At 69.0% G+C, this 13,991-nt stretch carries 14 protein-coding genes and 1 tRNA gene; 12 read left to right on the forward strand and 3 right to left on the reverse strand.

Features of this window, described 5'->3' with window-relative positions; translation table 11 throughout:
- Positions 1–45 precede the first annotated feature (45 nt).
- The 4 genes from rpsO (at position 46) to ACIHAX_RS03950 (ending at position 5,477) form a co-directional block, all read left to right on the forward strand.
- The gene (gene rpsO, locus ACIHAX_RS03935; RefSeq protein ID WP_039799352.1) at positions 46–315 is read left to right on the forward strand and encodes a 30S ribosomal protein S15; all 270 of its coding nucleotides are present in this window, start codon (positions 46–48) and stop codon (positions 313–315) included.
- Positions 316–1,240: 925 nt separating this feature from the next.
- Positions 1,241–3,529 (forward strand): polyribonucleotide nucleotidyltransferase, encoded by a 2,289-nt coding sequence (locus ACIHAX_RS03940; RefSeq protein ID WP_355070130.1) that lies wholly within the window; start codon positions 1,241–1,243, stop codon positions 3,527–3,529.
- A 38-nt stretch (positions 3,530–3,567) separates the two neighbouring features.
- The gene (locus ACIHAX_RS03945; RefSeq protein ID WP_355071003.1) at positions 3,568–4,908 is read left to right on the forward strand and encodes a pitrilysin family protein; all 1,341 of its coding nucleotides are present in this window, start codon (positions 3,568–3,570) and stop codon (positions 4,906–4,908) included.
- A gap of 146 nt (positions 4,909–5,054) precedes the next feature.
- The gene (locus ACIHAX_RS03950; protein WP_397275672.1) at positions 5,055–5,477 is read left to right on the forward strand and encodes a hypothetical protein; all 423 of its coding nucleotides are present in this window, start codon (positions 5,055–5,057) and stop codon (positions 5,475–5,477) included.
- A gap of 21 nt (positions 5,478–5,498) precedes the next feature.
- Here the strand turns inward: ACIHAX_RS03950 and ACIHAX_RS03955 are convergent, their stop codons facing one another.
- On the reverse strand, positions 5,499–5,828 hold the full coding sequence (locus ACIHAX_RS03955; protein WP_355070134.1) for a helix-turn-helix domain-containing protein: 330 nt from the start codon (positions 5,826–5,828) through the stop codon (positions 5,499–5,501).
- A gap of 93 nt (positions 5,829–5,921) precedes the next feature.
- On the opposite strand from ACIHAX_RS03955, the gene ACIHAX_RS03960 reads away from it, so the two are divergent.
- Positions 5,922–7,136: an MFS transporter gene (locus ACIHAX_RS03960; protein ID WP_355070136.1), complete on the forward strand. Its 1,215-nt coding sequence runs from the start codon at positions 5,922–5,924 to the stop codon at positions 7,134–7,136.
- A 70-nt stretch (positions 7,137–7,206) separates the two neighbouring features.
- A tRNA-Gly gene (locus ACIHAX_RS03965) sits at positions 7,207–7,282 on the forward strand.
- Between the two features lie 168 nt (positions 7,283–7,450).
- Here ACIHAX_RS03965 and ACIHAX_RS03970 read toward each other — a convergent pair.
- Positions 7,451–8,560, reverse strand: a complete 1,110-nt coding sequence (locus ACIHAX_RS03970; protein ID WP_397275674.1) for a glycosyltransferase family 9 protein — start codon at positions 8,558–8,560, stop codon at positions 7,451–7,453.
- 204 nt (positions 8,561–8,764) lie between these two features.
- Between ACIHAX_RS03970 and ACIHAX_RS03975 the strand changes: the two genes are divergently transcribed.
- From ACIHAX_RS03975 to ACIHAX_RS03995, 5 genes are all read left to right on the forward strand, one after another.
- Positions 8,765–8,896, forward strand: coding sequence for a hypothetical protein (locus tag ACIHAX_RS03975; RefSeq protein ID WP_364426928.1), 132 nt, complete (start codon positions 8,765–8,767; stop codon positions 8,894–8,896).
- A complete protein-coding gene (locus ACIHAX_RS03980; RefSeq protein WP_356961441.1) occupies positions 8,896–9,894 on the forward strand; it encodes a PfkB family carbohydrate kinase in 999 nt (332 codons plus the stop codon). The genes ACIHAX_RS03975 and ACIHAX_RS03980 overlap by 1 nt, the downstream gene beginning before the upstream one ends.
- Before the next feature lie 317 nt (positions 9,895–10,211).
- Positions 10,212–10,865, forward strand: a complete 654-nt coding sequence (locus tag ACIHAX_RS03985; RefSeq protein ID WP_397275745.1) for a PAS and ANTAR domain-containing protein — start codon at positions 10,212–10,214, stop codon at positions 10,863–10,865.
- Between the two features lie 150 nt (positions 10,866–11,015).
- Positions 11,016–11,513, forward strand: a complete 498-nt coding sequence (locus ACIHAX_RS03990; RefSeq protein WP_397275676.1) for an STAS domain-containing protein — start codon at positions 11,016–11,018, stop codon at positions 11,511–11,513.
- Positions 11,514–11,602: 89 nt separating this feature from the next.
- Positions 11,603–12,424 carry an RNA polymerase sigma factor SigF gene (locus tag ACIHAX_RS03995; protein WP_355070146.1) on the forward strand — a complete coding sequence of 274 codons (822 nt, stop codon included), beginning with the start codon at positions 11,603–11,605 and terminating at the stop codon, positions 12,422–12,424.
- Between the two features lie 43 nt (positions 12,425–12,467).
- On the opposite strand, the gene ACIHAX_RS04000 is transcribed toward ACIHAX_RS03995, so the two are convergent.
- Entirely contained in the window at positions 12,468–13,421 is a 954-nt protein-coding gene (locus ACIHAX_RS04000) for a helix-turn-helix transcriptional regulator (protein WP_355070148.1), read from the reverse strand.
- Between the two features lie 380 nt (positions 13,422–13,801).
- Here ACIHAX_RS04000 and ACIHAX_RS04005 point away from each other — a divergent pair, with 380 nt between their 5' ends.
- Positions 13,802–13,951, forward strand: a complete 150-nt coding sequence (locus ACIHAX_RS04005; RefSeq protein WP_355070152.1) for a hypothetical protein — start codon at positions 13,802–13,804, stop codon at positions 13,949–13,951.
- Positions 13,952–13,991: the final 40 nt, after the last annotated feature.

The raw sequence follows: 13,991 nt of genomic DNA on the forward strand, positions 1-13,991 counted from the left end.
ACCGGACATTCGAGCGCGGAACTGAGAAACAGGAGTGGATGCCCCATGGCACTGACCACCGAGCAGAAGTCGGCGATTCTCGCCGAGTACGGCCTGCACGAGAAGGACACCGGTTCCCCGGAGGCGCAGATCGCGCTGCTTTCCAAGCGCATCGCCGACATCACCGAGCACCTGAAGAAGCACAAGCACGACCACCACACCCGCCACGGCCTGATGGCGCTGATCGGTCGTCGCAAGCGGCTGTCGAAGTACCTGCAGGACAACGACATCAACCGCTACCGTTCGCTGATCGAGCGGCTCGGGCTCAGGCGCTGATTTCCAGCGCCAGCGGCGCTGGGTGTTCGCCGCCCCTTCATGGCTCGCGTCCGAGCGGCCACTGCTGGCGACTTCGTCGCGGACGCAGCGGCCACTCGGACGCGAGCCGGGCGGCGAACGGAACAGGCTTGGTCTCGCTTCGCTCGAAAGACGTGGTCGAGGTGAGCTGAGCGCGCCTTGTGCTGACGGTGCGGTCCGGGTGGCGGGACCGTGTTGTCGAGGGTTATCCGTCGGCGAGGCCGTGTTGTTCGGGAAGTATCCGTTGGTGGGGCTGCGGTGTCGGTTTGTTCGTTCGCCGTCCGGCGGGGCCGTCGATGGAGAGTTGCTGTTCTAAGCGTTCGGGTCGCCGCTGGTAACCATTGCTCGTGGTGCTTTCGCGCTGCCGAGTCGTGCACGCCTACGTGCTCGTGAGGCGATCCGTCGTGGTTCATACGGACCCGACGCGGGCCGGGGGTTGTTGCGCCTGCCGCGTCAGAAATCAGGGGTATCGGTCCGGCCCTGCTTGCGCGGTCTCCGGCCGTGGCCACCGGGCAGCCGGTGCGCCGATGGACGGAGTGGTAGGCGGCTGCTCGACACGGGGGTGTCCGAGGCGGTCGCTGGTTCGGCCAACGGGGAGACGTACAATCGCACCGTTGGTTATATGTGTACAGGGGTGCGGATTGCCCCCGTCGCACGACAACATTGCACAGCCGTATGCACCCGTCGCGTGGCGTCGGTCTTCGGTAGTGGCCTATCGGCAGCGAGTTGGCGCCGTCGGGCTTCGATCGATGACCGCCTCCGCGTCGCCGTGTCCAAGGGGATTCGGCCGGGTGTGCGCGCCGCAGCCAGGAGGGTTGCCGCGCGTCCGTACCCGGTACGGCTGACGACAGCCGGATCGCGCCAGCGTGCGCTGGAGCCGGCGAAGACGAGAGGTTGAGAGAGAAGAATGACCGAAACAACTGAACGCAAGAGCTCGGCCGTCGAGGTCGAGCCGGGCGTGTTCGAATCCGTAGCGCTGATCGACAACGGCAGCTACGGCACCCGCACCATCCGGTTCGAGACCGGACGCCTCGCCAGGCAGGCCGCCGGTTCGGTCGTCGCCTACCTGGACGACGAGACCATGCTGCTGTCGGCCACCACCGCGGGCAAGCAGCCCAAGGACCAGTTCGACTTCTTCCCGCTGACGGTCGACGTCGAGGAGCGGATGTACGCCGCGGGCCGCATCCCCGGGTCGTTCTTCCGCCGCGAGGGCCGCCCCTCCACCGACGCGATCCTGACCTGCCGCCTGATCGACCGTCCGCTGCGTCCGTCGTTCGTCGACGGCCTGCGCAACGAGATCCAGGTCGTGGTCACCGTGCTGAGCCTGGACCCCAAGGACCTCTACGACGTGGTGGCCATCAACGCCGCGTCCGCGTCCACCCAGATCGCGGGCCTGCCGTTCTCCGGCCCGGTCGGCGGCGTGCGCGTCGCGCTGATCCACGACGGGGCGGGATCCCAATGGGTGGCCTTCCCGACCACCGAGCAGCTCGAGGGCGCGGTATTCGACATGGTCGTCGCGGGCCGCGTGGTCGAGTCAGGTGACGTCGCGATCATGATGGTCGAGGCGGAGGCGACCGAGAACGTCATCGCGCTGGTCGACGGCGGTGCGCAGGCGCCGACCGAGGCTGTCGTCGCCGAGGGGCTCGAGGCCGCCAAGCCGTTCATCGCCCGCCTCTGCCGCGCGCAGCAGGACCTGGCCGAACTGGCCGCCAAGCCCACCGAGGAGTTCCCGCTCTTCCCGCCGTACGGCCGGGACGTGTACGAGGCCGTCGAGGGAACCGCGAAGCGTGAGCTGGGCGAGGCGCTGAGCATCTCCGGCAAGCAGGAGCGCGAGGAGAAGATCGACGAGATCAAGCTCGCCGTGCTCGACCGCCTGGCCGACGACTACGCCGGGCGGGAGAAGGAACTGGGCGCGGCATTCCGCTCCGTCACCAAGAAGCTGGTCCGTCAGCGGATCCTGTCCGACGGCTTCCGCATCGACGGCCGCGGGCTGGCCGATATCCGCGCGCTGTCCGCCGAGGTCGCTGTGGTGCCCCGGGCGCACGGCTCGGCGCTGTTCGAGCGTGGCGAGACCCAGATCCTGGGCGTCACCACGCTGGACATGGTGAAGATGGCCCAGCAGGTCGACTCGCTCGGCCCGGAGACCAGCAAGCGCTACATGCACCACTACAACTTCCCGCCGTTCTCCACCGGCGAGACCGGCCGGGTGGGTTCGCCCAAGCGTCGCGAGATCGGCCACGGCGCGCTGGCCGAGCGGGCGCTGATTCCCGTGCTGCCCAGCCAGGAGGAGTTCCCTTACGCCATCCGTCAGGTGTCGGAGGCGCTGGGATCCAACGGCTCCACCTCGATGGGTTCGGTGTGCGCCTCCACCCTGTCGCTGCTCAACGCCGGTGTGCCGCTGAAGGCGCCGGTCGCCGGCATCGCGATGGGTCTGGTGTCGGACACCATCACCAACGACCAGGGTGAGGAAGAAGTCCGCTACGTCGCGCTGACCGACATCCTCGGCGCCGAGGACGCCTTCGGCGACATGGACTTCAAGGTCGCGGGCACCCGCCAGTTCGTCACCGCGTTGCAGCTGGACACCAAGCTGGACGGCATCCCGTCGCAGGTGCTGGCCGGCGCGCTGAGCCAGGCCCACGACGCGCGCACCACGATCCTGGACGTGATGGCCGAGGCCATCACCACCCCGGACGAGATGAGCCCGTACGCGCCGCGCGTCACCGCGATCAAGATCCCGGTCGACAAGATCGGCGAGGTGATCGGCCCCAAGGGCAAGGTGATCAACCAGATCACCGAGGACACCGGCGCCAACATCTCCATCGAGGACGACGGCACCGTGTTCGTCGGCGCGACCGACGGCCCGTCCGCGCAGGCCGCGATCGACGCCATCAACGCCATCGCCAACCCGCAGCTGCCGAAGGTCGGCGAGCGCTTCCTGGGCACGGTCGTCAAGACCACCGCCTTCGGCGCGTTCGTCTCGCTGCTGCCGGGCCGCGACGGTCTGGTGCACATCTCCAAGCTGGGCAACGGCAAGCGCGTGGCGAAGGTCGAGGACGTGGTGAACGTCGGCGACAAGCTGCGGGTGGAGATCGCCGACATCGACAATCGCGGCAAGATCTCGCTCGTGCCGGTCGAGGAGAACGCCGAGGAGACCGGCGACGACACGGCCGATGCGGGTTCGGCCGGGACCGAGTAGTACTTGTCTCTGTGACGAAGAAGAAGACGACAACCCCTCTGCTCAGCACCGGGCAGGGGGGTTCGTCACTCGAGCTGCGGGCGGACTCGGACAGCGGCGTGCGGCGTACCGTACTGCCCGGCGGATTGCGGGTGGTCACCGAGCATCTGCCCGGGGTGCGTTCGGCGTCCGTGGGTGTTTGGGTCGGTGTCGGATCGCGTGACGAGGGCCCGAGCGTCGCGGGAGCTGCCCACTTCCTGGAGCACCTGCTGTTCAAGGCGACGCCGACGCGGTCGGCCCTGGACATCGCCGAGGCGATGGACGCGGTCGGCGGCGAGCTGAACGCGTTCACCGCGAAGGAGCAGACCTGCTACTACGCGCATGTCCTGGACGACGACCTGCCCTTGGCGGTCGACATGGTCTCCGACGTGGTGCTCAACGGCTTGTGCCGGGCCTCGGACGTGGACGTGGAGCGGCAGGTGGTGCTCGAGGAGATCGCCATGCGCGACGACGACCCCGAGGACCTGGTCGGCGACTCCTTCTTGGCGGCGTTGTTCGGCGATCATCCGATCGGGCGTCCGGTGATCGGCTCGATCGAATCCATCGAGGGGATGCGGGCCGCGCAGCTGCGGTCGTTCCACCTGCGGCGTTACCGGCCGGACCGGATGGTGGTCGCGGTCGCGGGCAACGTGGAGCACGACCACACCGTGGAATTGGTGCATCGTGCCTTCGAGAACCGGCTCGACCTGGCGGCGGCGCCCGCCCGGCGGCGCGAGGGCCGGTTCCGCCCACACGGCGACCCGCAGCTGCACTGGAGCCATCGCGACAGCGAGCAGGCTCATCTGGTGTTCGGCGTGCGCGCCTTCGGGCGGCACGAAGGGGACCGGCGCTGGCCGCTGTCGGTGTTGAACACCGTGGTCGGCGGCGGGTTGAGTTCCCGTCTGTTCCAGCGCATCCGGGAGGAGCGCGGACTGGCCTATTCGGTGTATTCCAGCGTGGACACCTTCGCCGACACCGGAGCGTTCTCGGTCTACATCGGCTGCCAGCCGGAGAACCTCGGTCAGGTGGCGGCATTGGCCCGCGGCGTTCTCGAGGAAGTCGCAGCCGACGGCATCAGCGACGCCGAGTGCGCCCGCGCCAAGGGCTCGTTGCGCGGCGGGCTGGTGCTCGGTCTGGAGGATTCGGCCTCGCGCATGAACCGGTTGGGGCGCAGCGAACTCAGCTACGGCAACCACCGCACCGTGTCGGAGACCTTGGCCCGCATCGACGCCGTCACGACCGAGGAAGTGTCGGCCGTCGCGCGGACCTTGCTGGCGCGGCCGTTCGCCGCGTCGGTCGCCGGACCGTACAAGCGCACCCGTGATCTGCCCGCTGCCGTCCGGCGGCTGGTGCCGAGCTGATCCGCACGCGGGCGCGGGGTTGCCGCTTGGCGGAGCATCCCCCGCCGCGATACTGTTTCGGCCGCCCGGCCGTCGGTTCTTCGCCGGAGGGCGCTGAACTCGATTGTCCGGGTGTCGGATCCGGCGATCTCTGGCAAGGAGTCGAGATGAACCGAACAAGTCGTGCCCTTCGCCTGCTCGGCGCGGTTTCGCTGTCCGTCGTCGTGCTGGCCGGGTGCGGCGGAACGGACGCGGACGCGGGCAAGCCGGGTGAGCCGACCGAGGCCGCACTGCGCACGGAAGCCACGAAGATGACCGAGGCGCTGGCGAGTCACGACTACGCCGCCGCGTACCGATTCCGTTCCGCGCGTTGCAGGCTCACGCTCAACGAGGACGACTACGTGGCGTCCATGGCGCAGCTGTACGACGGCCGGGACCTGAAGTCGAAGCCGTCGGAGATCACCGTCACCACGTCCGGATCGACCGGGACGGTCACGGTCAAGAATTTCGACGCCCGCGCCGCCCAGGACGACTCGAAGCCCAAGACCTGGACATTCGTCGACGGGCAGTGGCGCTTCGACAACTGCTGACCGCAGACCCGCTCGGCCGGGTCATTCCGGCCGGGCGCGGTTGGCGGCCGCCACGATCGTCGGCACCAGTCCGGGCAGAGCGGACTCGAGGTCGTCGGTGCGCAGACGCTGGCAGGTCTGGCCGTCGATGACCAGGCGCTCGATCACGCCCGCGTCGCGCAGGATCTTGAAATGGTGGGTGGCGGTCGACTTGTTGATCACCTCGTAGAGCGCGCCGCAGCGGACCGCCGTTCCCGCGTTGCTGAGCCGGCGCACCATTTCCAGGCGCACCGGGTCCTGCAGCGCGCTGAGCACCGCGGGCAGGGTGGCCACCGGGGGCGCCTGCTGGTCCGCGTCTCGGACATCGACCATGATCTGGCTCACTCTCGGGTTTGATGATCGTCGTACCGGATGTATCGTCGACTGCTGTTCGATCATCATCAAACCTACCTGATCGGAGTTCCGATGGCAGCGACGATGGCGGTGGCCGTCGACGAGCAGACCTCACAGCGCTGGGCTTACGCCCTGGTGCTGGCGGCCAGCGGCGTGGCGCTGGGGGTTTCGGGCGTTCCCGCGCCGCTCTACGGCATCTATCAGAAACAGTGGCATCTCTCGCCGCTCACCACGACCATCGTGTTCGCGGTCTACGCGGTGGCCGCCCTGGGCGCGGTGCTGGTATCCGGGCGGATCTCCGATGTGGTCGGCCGGAAACCGGTGCTGCTCGGCGCCTTCGCCACAATGGTCGCCGGATTGCTGGTATTCGTGCTCGCCGACAGTGTGCCCATGCTGCTGCTGGCCCGTGCGCTGCACGGCGTCGCGGTCGGCTCGACCGTGGTCGCGGGCGCGGCCGCGCTGCTGGATCTGCGTCCGCACCGCGGCGCGCGGTCCGGGCAACTCAGCGGCGTCGCGTTCAACGTGGGAATGGCGGTGGCGATCTTGGGCTCGGCGCTGCTGGCTCAGTACGCGCCGCATCCGTTGCGGACGCCGTACGTCGTGATCACCGTCGTCTGCCTCGCGATCGGCGTCGGCGTGCTCGCGCTGCGCGAACCGCATTCGGCCCGGGTGGCCGGGCGCATCCGGATCGCGAAACCCGCCGTGCCGCCGGAGATTCGGGCCGACTTCTGGTTCTCGGCCATCGGCGTGATGGCGGCCTGGTCGGTGCTGGGCGTGCTGCTGTCGCTGTACCCCTCGCTGGCCACGCAGCAGACCGGCATCCACAACTTGGTCTTCGGCGGCGCCGTCGTCGCCTCGACCGCCCTCTCCGGCGCCACCGCGCAGCTGTTCGCGACCGGCGTGCCCGCTCGGCGGGCCGCGATCCTCGGCGACACCGGCATGGCGCTGGCGCTTGTGCTGACGGTGCCCGCGCTGGCCACACACAACTGGGTGGTGGTGCTCGCCGCGGGCGTCGCGCTGGGCGCGACCTTCGGACTCGGTTTCGGCGGATCGCTGCGCCACCTGTCGGATGTCGTGCCGCAACACAAGCGCGGCGAGACCATGTCGGCGTACTACTTGCTCGCCTATTCGGCCATGGCGCTGCCCACTATCGCGGCCGGTTGGGCGGCCACCACCTGGGGCCTGAGCGCCGTGTTCCCGTGGTTCGTCGGTGTCGTCGCCGTCGCCTGCCTGATCGCGGCCGGTCTCGGCCTGCGCCGCGACCGGTCTGGGGTCGTACGGGCATAGCGGCGATTGGCTTTTTGTCACGAGTGTCCGCTAATGTTCTGTGTCGCATCACGGTCACCGCGATGCGAATGCGGATGTAGCGCAGCTGGTAGCGCATCACCTTGCCAAGGTGAGGGTCGCGGGTTCGAATCCCGTCATCCGCTCCACGAAATCACCCGGCCGCTCCGCCGGGTTCACGCGATCACATCCAGTCGATGGTCACTCGCCATCCCCCGGTGGACCTGCTGCGCGGTACCGGCCAACCAGCGTAGAACGTGTATCAGTCGCCTGGTGAGCGGTTCCCCGGACTCGCGCGGGTGTGCACCGGTCTGTGGTCAGCGGTGATCGAGCAGATCATCGATGTCGCGGACGACGTCTCGGGCCCGTACGCCCGCGACGAACGACATGTCGTGCGGGCAGCGGGGGAGTTCTTCGTCGGTGCAGTCGCGGTGGCAGACCGGGCAGGCCGTGGTCCACGACATCAGCACCCGGTCACGGGCGCGGCCGAGTGGCCCGGCGTTGATCACGTTGCCGATCCAGAAGATGCCCACGGTCGGGGTACCGAACGCCCTGGCCAGATGACGGGGTCCGCTGTCGTTGCCCACGAAGATCGCACTGCGGGCCAGGACGCCGCACAGCGTGGGCAGCGGCGCGCCGATCAGCGTGCGGACCTGCCGGGTCCGCACGCCGTCGGACGATCGCGCGCCGATACGCCAGCGGAGGTCCTCGACGAGGTCGCGATCGGGCTCCGAGCCCAAGAGGACGACCGCCATGTCCCGGTCGAGGCAGTGGCCGGCGACCTCGGCGAAGCGTTCCGGAGGCCATCGGCGGCGGGGATCTCTGGCTCCGGGATGAACGGCCGCGACCGGGCCGTGCAGGCCGCGCAGGATCTCGGCGGCGGCGGAGCGATCCGCCGGCGTCGGCTCGAGGTGGGGTTCGAGCAGCACGGGCGCCGCGCCGGCCAGGCCGACCACCTCGAGCGCTCGCAAGGTCTCGTGCTGGTAGTAGCGGAACGGCAGCATGCGGGACAGGGGAGCGGCCCCTTCGGCGCGGGAACCCACCGTCCACCGTGGCCGCAAGCTGGTCAGGAAGGGATTCGACCACGCGCCTCCGCCGTGCAGCTGCACACCCAGATCGATCGGGCCCAACCGGTGCCCGCCCGTGCCTCCGTCGCTGCCCTCCCCCTCGACGACCACCACCTCGTCGACGGGGCCTGGCCGGTCGGCCAGCAGCGCGGCGTGCTCGGCGGAACCGAGCAAGATGATGCGGGCGTCGGGATACTTCGCCGCCAGCGCATGGATCGCGGGTAGGGCGAACAGCAGATCGCCGAGACCGCCGCCGCGCAGTACCGCGATGCGCCGCACATCGGGGAAGGTCTCGCCGAGCGGGCCGAGCACCGGACGAGAGGAGACGAGTTCCGCATCGATCGCGCTCGTCTGTCCCATGCGACCTCCTGTGGAGACGATCCGACGGCCCGGAACGAATGTCGTCGTTCTACCCGGGGTCCGACGGCACAAACCGCGCCGCATCCGAGACGGAATGTTTCGGCGCGGTCGGTCCGGGCATGTCCGCACGTGCGGGCTTCGCCGTGAGGCCCGGATCGGTAACTGCGCGTTCCATCCAATCGTCCTCGGCGAACGGAGACAGCAGTGCAGATCGTCACGGTGTCCGAGCACGCGGGCCCGACGGCCGGATCCGGTGGCGACGGCCGTGGCGGGAGCGCCGCCGAAGCCCGGCACCTGTCGGCCGACTTCGGGTCTTCCCAGCTGGAGCGGCCGTGATGGCAGCGGGCGACCCGCTCGTCGTGATCGGCGACGCGCTGCTCGACATCGATGTCGAGGGCCGCGCCGACCGATGCAGCCCGGATACGACCGCTCCCGTCGTCGACGTCGCGCACCGGACGTTCCGCCCCGGTGGCGCGGGATTGGCGGCCCGGCTCGCCGCGGCGCAGGAGCGCGAAGTGGTGCTGATCGCGGGCTTCGCGGAAGACGAGGCGGCTGCCCGGCTGCGCGGGCTGCTGGACTCGCACGTGCGGGTCATCGCCCTTCCCCAGCGCGGTTCGACGGTCTGCAAGCAGCGAGTGCGGGCGATCGGCCCCTGCGCCCCGAACGGCCACGCCCGTGCCCGGCAGTCCCGGCGGCCCATCCTGATCACCAGAATCGACTCCGGCGCCGGGCAGGTCGGCGCCGACCTGCTTCCCGACGAGGCGGTCGCCGTGCTTGCGGCGGCGCGCGCGGTCCTGGTCTCGGACTATGGTGGCGGCGCCGCGGCCCACCCGCAGATCCGTGGGCTGCTGCGCGCCCACGCCGACCACGTTCCGATCGTCTGGGACCCCCATCCCCGCGGACCCGTACCGATCCCGGGCGCGGCCCTGGTCACCCCGAATCACGCGGAAGCGCTCACCCTGCTGTCCGGGCGGCTCGACGACGGACCTGACCTGTGGAGGCTCGCCAAAGGGTGGGCTGTCGGGGCGATCGCGGTGACCCTCGGAACGGAAGGGGCCCTGGTCTGCCTGCGCGCGTCGGGCAAACGCCTGCGCATCCCGCTTCCGTCCGTGGCAAAGGCGCCGGATGGCGCCGACACCTGCGGTGCGGGGGACAGCTTCGCCGTTGCCGCGGCAGCCCGCTTGGCCGAGGGGCGTGGACCGGAGAGCGCGGTGCGCCGCGCGGTGCTCGCGGCAGCCGAGTTCGTCGGGTCGGGCGCCGCCGCCGCGTTCTCGGAGACGGAAGCGGCGACGGTTTCCGGAGCGTCCGCCGCCTGGGACCGGCTGTGGACCTGATCCGCCTGCCTCGAAAACCTTGTGTACCAAGCGATCACCCCGAAGTTCGGAAACCGAGTCCTGCCTCGCTTCTCCGGCGGTAACCGAACCTCCTCGTGCCCGAGCCCGCCGCGGATGACATACTGGGTTCGCAGGTCACCGGCTGCCATCACGATGTGCGCGCGCCGGCCGTTGAGTCAACAGCGGATTCTCGGCCGAACGCGCCCGTGTCCGCGCGATCCCGTCGAAGGGATGGCGGCGGTGCCGTGGTGTCGCGGCCGCAAGCCCCTGTACCTCGGAGAGGCATTGCATTCATGACTCAACACGTGCAACCCCACATGTCCGATGTGCTCGCAGATAGCTCCATGCCGTCGGACCAGCCCGCGGTGGGAAGCTTCCGGTTCTGGTTCGCCACCCGTCGCTGGGAATGGTCGGCCGAGGTGTATCGCATGCACGGCTACCGGCCCGGTGAGATCGAGCCCACCACGGAGTTGTTGCTGGCGCACAAGCACCCGGACGACCGCACGCACGTCGCCGAGATCATCGAGCGCGCCATCGACCGAGGGGAGACCTTCTCGAGCAGGCACCGGTTCATCGACCTGTCCGGTCAGGAACACACCGTGCTCGTCGTCGCCGACCGGATCCTGGACGACACCGGCACCGCCGTCGGCACCTCCGGTTTCTACGTCGACCTCTCGGGCACCATCGCCGAAGCGCACCAAGCCATGCTCGCCGCGACCCTGCCCGGACTCTACGAGAATCGCGCGGTGATCGAGCAGGCCAAAGGGGTGCTCATGCGCATCTATCAGATCAGCGCAGATCAGGCGTTCCAAGTGCTGCGCTGGCGTTCTCAGGAGACCAACACCAAATTGCGAGCGCTCGCCCAGCAACTGATCGCCGAACTTCCGCTCGTCCCGCCGCCACCTGCGGACCTGGTCGCCGCGTTCGACCACATCCTGCTCACCGTCCATCACCGGATACCGCCCGACTGATCGTGCGAGAGGCGGCCCCCCGGCGGTGCGGGCATTTCGTTTTTCGGACCGATGTTCCGTGGGACTTCGTCTAACGCGCTGACATGCACGTCGATGGCTGTCAGGCTCGAGCATGCGGTCTCGTGCCGACACCGGCCGCGGGAGGTGCGCATGACCTGTCAGTACGGCGTGAAAGGCATCCGGACCGCGGATGGTCTGCTCGTGGTGACGCACGGTGAACTGGACGCCGCGAGCGCCGACGAGTGCTTCACCGCGATCATCGATGTCGTCGAAAACTACTGCGACACAACTGCGAATCTTACTTCGGTCGTGATCGACCTCTGCGAGCTGCGTTTCCTTTCCTGCGCGGGCGTCAGTATGGTGCTGCGGCTGGCGGGATGGGCTGCGCGATCGGGCATCTCGGTCGGCATGACCGTGCCCGAAGACGGCCCTGTGCGGCGCATCGTGGACGTCCTCGGAGTGGGACGGAGCGTGCCGGTCGTCGCGTGCCCGGCGCCTGCGGTACACGGCGGTGCCCACGACCCGCGTGAGTGCCGTACGTCCGGAGTTCCGCTCCGGCGGCGTCCGCCGCTGACCCGCGGTCCCGAGAACGCAGATCCACGCTGTCGGCCGTCCGATTTACGAATAAGACCGCCCACGAGCGCTTGAGGCAGCCGCCGGGCGGTACCCCGCGATCATCGCCTCGTTCACCACCGGTGAGCGCGTCGATCGCTGGAGAACGGGAATCGAGGAAGCTCATGTCATTGGCGACCGCGAACCACAGGACCGCCACACCCCGCCGTACGCGGCGCGGAACCGACAGCTACGACGGCATTGAACCGTGGCTGGAGAAACTGTCCGCGATGGACGAGAACGATCCCGAACGCTCGCGATTGCGGGAAGCGATTCTGCGGCGGTGTCTACCGCTCGCCGAGCACATCGCCCGTCGCTTCGTCGGTCGCGGGGAAAACTACGACGATCTGTACCAGATCGCGACTGTGGGGCTGGTGCTCGCGGTCGATCGGTTCGACCCGGCGCGGGGACCGTCGTTCCTGTCGTTCGCGGTCCCCACGATCATGGGCGAGGTGCGTCGCCACTTCCGCGATCACAGCTGGGCGGTGCGGGTGCCGCGCCGGATCAAGGAGATCCAGTTGACGATCGGCCCGGCCGTGGAGCGGCTCTCCCAGCGCCTGGAACGGATGCCGACCGCGCTGGAGATCGCCGTGGAGTTGAACCTCGACCTGACGGAAGTCACGCAAGCGCTGCTGGCAGGCAACGCCTATTCCACGAACTCGATCGACGCCGTCGTCGAGGACGACGACACCGGCAGCACCTCGGTCCGGATCGCGGAGACCTTCGGCGAGGAGGACCCGTCCTACGAGTTGACCGACGAGGCCCTGGCGATCGCTCCGCTGCTCGCCGAACTGCCCGAGCGAGAGCGGCGCGTGCTGCACATGCGCTTTTTCGAATCGCGCACGCAAGCACAGATCGCCGCGGTGCTCGGCGTCTCGCAGATGCACATCTCCCGGGTGCTGGCACGGACGCTCGCCGAGCTGCGCGAGCGCGCCATGCGGGACTGACCGCGGTCGCCCGGACTCGTCGCGGGCCGAAGGCCCCGCCGCGTCACGCGCTGAGCGTCGTGTGCGGGGGTCGGCCGTACGCGCCGCGATAGGCGGTCGCGAATCGTCCCGGGTGAGCGAAGCCCCAAGCCGCGGCGATGGAGGTCACTGTGTGCCCGTCGTCGGGCGAGAAGTCGCGCAGTTGTTCGTGCGCCCCGCGCAGGCGAAGCCGCCGCAGATACGCCATGGGCGTGGTGTCCAGATGGCGGCGGAACGCCAGTTGCAGCGCACGGGCGCTGACATAGGAGGCCGCGGCGATGTCGGCCACGCTGATGTCCTCGCACACATGTGCCTCGAGGTACGCCACTGCGCGCCGCACGGTGTCGGGATGGGCGTCGTTGCGGTCGCCAGCCGTCGGATCCAGGTGTGCGGTGCTCGGCAGGGTGTGCAGCACGGTGGCGGCCAGGTACTGCACGGCGGTGGATGCGATCAGCGGCGCCTCGCTGGCCACAGGATCCGCGGCGACACCGCGCATATGCCCCAGTACGTCGGACAGATGCTTCGCCGCGACCGCGGAGACCGGGCGATGACCCGTCAGGCGAACCGGCTCCAGGTCGTGCTCGGGGCTCGCGGCCGCCACCCGGGTCAGCAGCGCGGGATCGAACATCGTGATGCGGTAGCGGGCGTGGTGGACCACCCCGGAGTACGGCAGGTCCGGTGGCGTGAGCAGCCCGAGTTCACCGGGCTGGAAGAAGTCGGTGGTGCCGTCGGCATAGTTCTCTTCGATCGATCCCGAGTCCACCTCGCACAGGCAGATCTTGCCCAGCGGCTGAGCGTCGTACTTCATGTCGAAGCTCAGGTCGAGATCATCCAGGCTGACCGGACCGAGCATTTTCCGGGTGATGTCCGTGCGCACCGCCACACCGGTGCTGGTGCCGATCCGCATCCTGGTGTAGTTGGAATTGAGGAATTCCTCTGTGTCGCCCAAACTGTCGCTGTGGAAGGCCAATGACTCCATTGCTGCGACACTCCTGCTGTTTCGATAAGGCATCCCGCCCAGCACGTCGTAAAAGGTTTGTCGAGCAACTCTGCTTCGACGTGCGGCCTGGTCACAACCGTGGTCGATTCAGGCGAGGCGCGCGGTTGGTACCACCAACTGCGACGAGGCTCCGATCCCGCACGCACCGAGATGAGGTGAATACCCGCTCCGGCTGCGTTTCAACCGTCGGGAGACTCCTACTCTACCCGCCGCGCGGCGATCGCACCGGGCAGCTGGGAGGAGCACGGGCGGGTGGCGCGGGCATCGACGTGTTTCGTCCGCACCTCAGCGGCCACCCTGACCACGAAGGGCGCGGTGGCGTCCTTCTACAACGCCGTCCCGAGAGACGAGGAGGCCCTATGGTTTCGCAGGACACGATCGCGCAATTGCGCCAGGACATCACCACCGCCTCGGACGCGGGTGACGAGGCGAATGCCGAGCGCCTGCGCCGTGAGCTCGCCGAAGCGATCCGGGAAGCCGACAAGAGCGGCGAGACCGAGCAGCGGTGACGGATCGGCGGACGCGCAGGCCGGCTGCTGCCGGCCTGCG

This window comes from Nocardia sp. NPDC051929, from assembly GCF_044548645.1.
GTDB classification, from domain to species: domain Bacteria; phylum Actinomycetota; class Actinomycetes; order Mycobacteriales; family Mycobacteriaceae; genus Nocardia; species Nocardia sichangensis.

Excerpts from the sequence above, each read along its gene's own strand:
- rpsO (WP_039799352.1), top strand. The coding sequence starts at position 46 with ATGGCACTGACCACCGAGCAGAAGTCGGCGATTCTCGCCGAGTACGGC.
- ACIHAX_RS03940 (WP_355070130.1), top strand. The coding sequence starts at position 1,241 with ATGACCGAAACAACTGAACGCAAGAGCTCGGCCGTCGAGGTCGAGCCG.
- ACIHAX_RS03950 (WP_397275672.1), top strand. The coding sequence starts at position 5,055 with ATGAACCGAACAAGTCGTGCCCTTCGCCTGCTCGGCGCGGTTTCGCTG.
- ACIHAX_RS03955 (WP_355070134.1), bottom strand. The coding sequence starts at position 5,828 with ATGGTCGATGTCCGAGACGCGGACCAGCAGGCGCCCCCGGTGGCCACC.
- ACIHAX_RS03960 (WP_355070136.1), top strand. The coding sequence starts at position 5,922 with ATGGCAGCGACGATGGCGGTGGCCGTCGACGAGCAGACCTCACAGCGC.
- ACIHAX_RS03970 (WP_397275674.1), bottom strand. The coding sequence starts at position 8,560 with ATGGGACAGACGAGCGCGATCGATGCGGAACTCGTCTCCTCTCGTCCG.
- ACIHAX_RS03980 (WP_356961441.1), top strand. The coding sequence starts at position 8,896 with ATGGCAGCGGGCGACCCGCTCGTCGTGATCGGCGACGCGCTGCTCGAC.
- ACIHAX_RS03985 (WP_397275745.1), top strand. The coding sequence starts at position 10,212 with ATGTCCGATGTGCTCGCAGATAGCTCCATGCCGTCGGACCAGCCCGCG.
- ACIHAX_RS03990 (WP_397275676.1), top strand. The coding sequence starts at position 11,016 with ATGACCTGTCAGTACGGCGTGAAAGGCATCCGGACCGCGGATGGTCTG.
- ACIHAX_RS03995 (WP_355070146.1), top strand. The coding sequence starts at position 11,603 with ATGTCATTGGCGACCGCGAACCACAGGACCGCCACACCCCGCCGTACG.
- ACIHAX_RS04000 (WP_355070148.1), bottom strand. The coding sequence starts at position 13,421 with ATGGAGTCATTGGCCTTCCACAGCGACAGTTTGGGCGACACAGAGGAA.
- ACIHAX_RS04005 (WP_355070152.1), top strand. The coding sequence starts at position 13,802 with ATGGTTTCGCAGGACACGATCGCGCAATTGCGCCAGGACATCACCACC.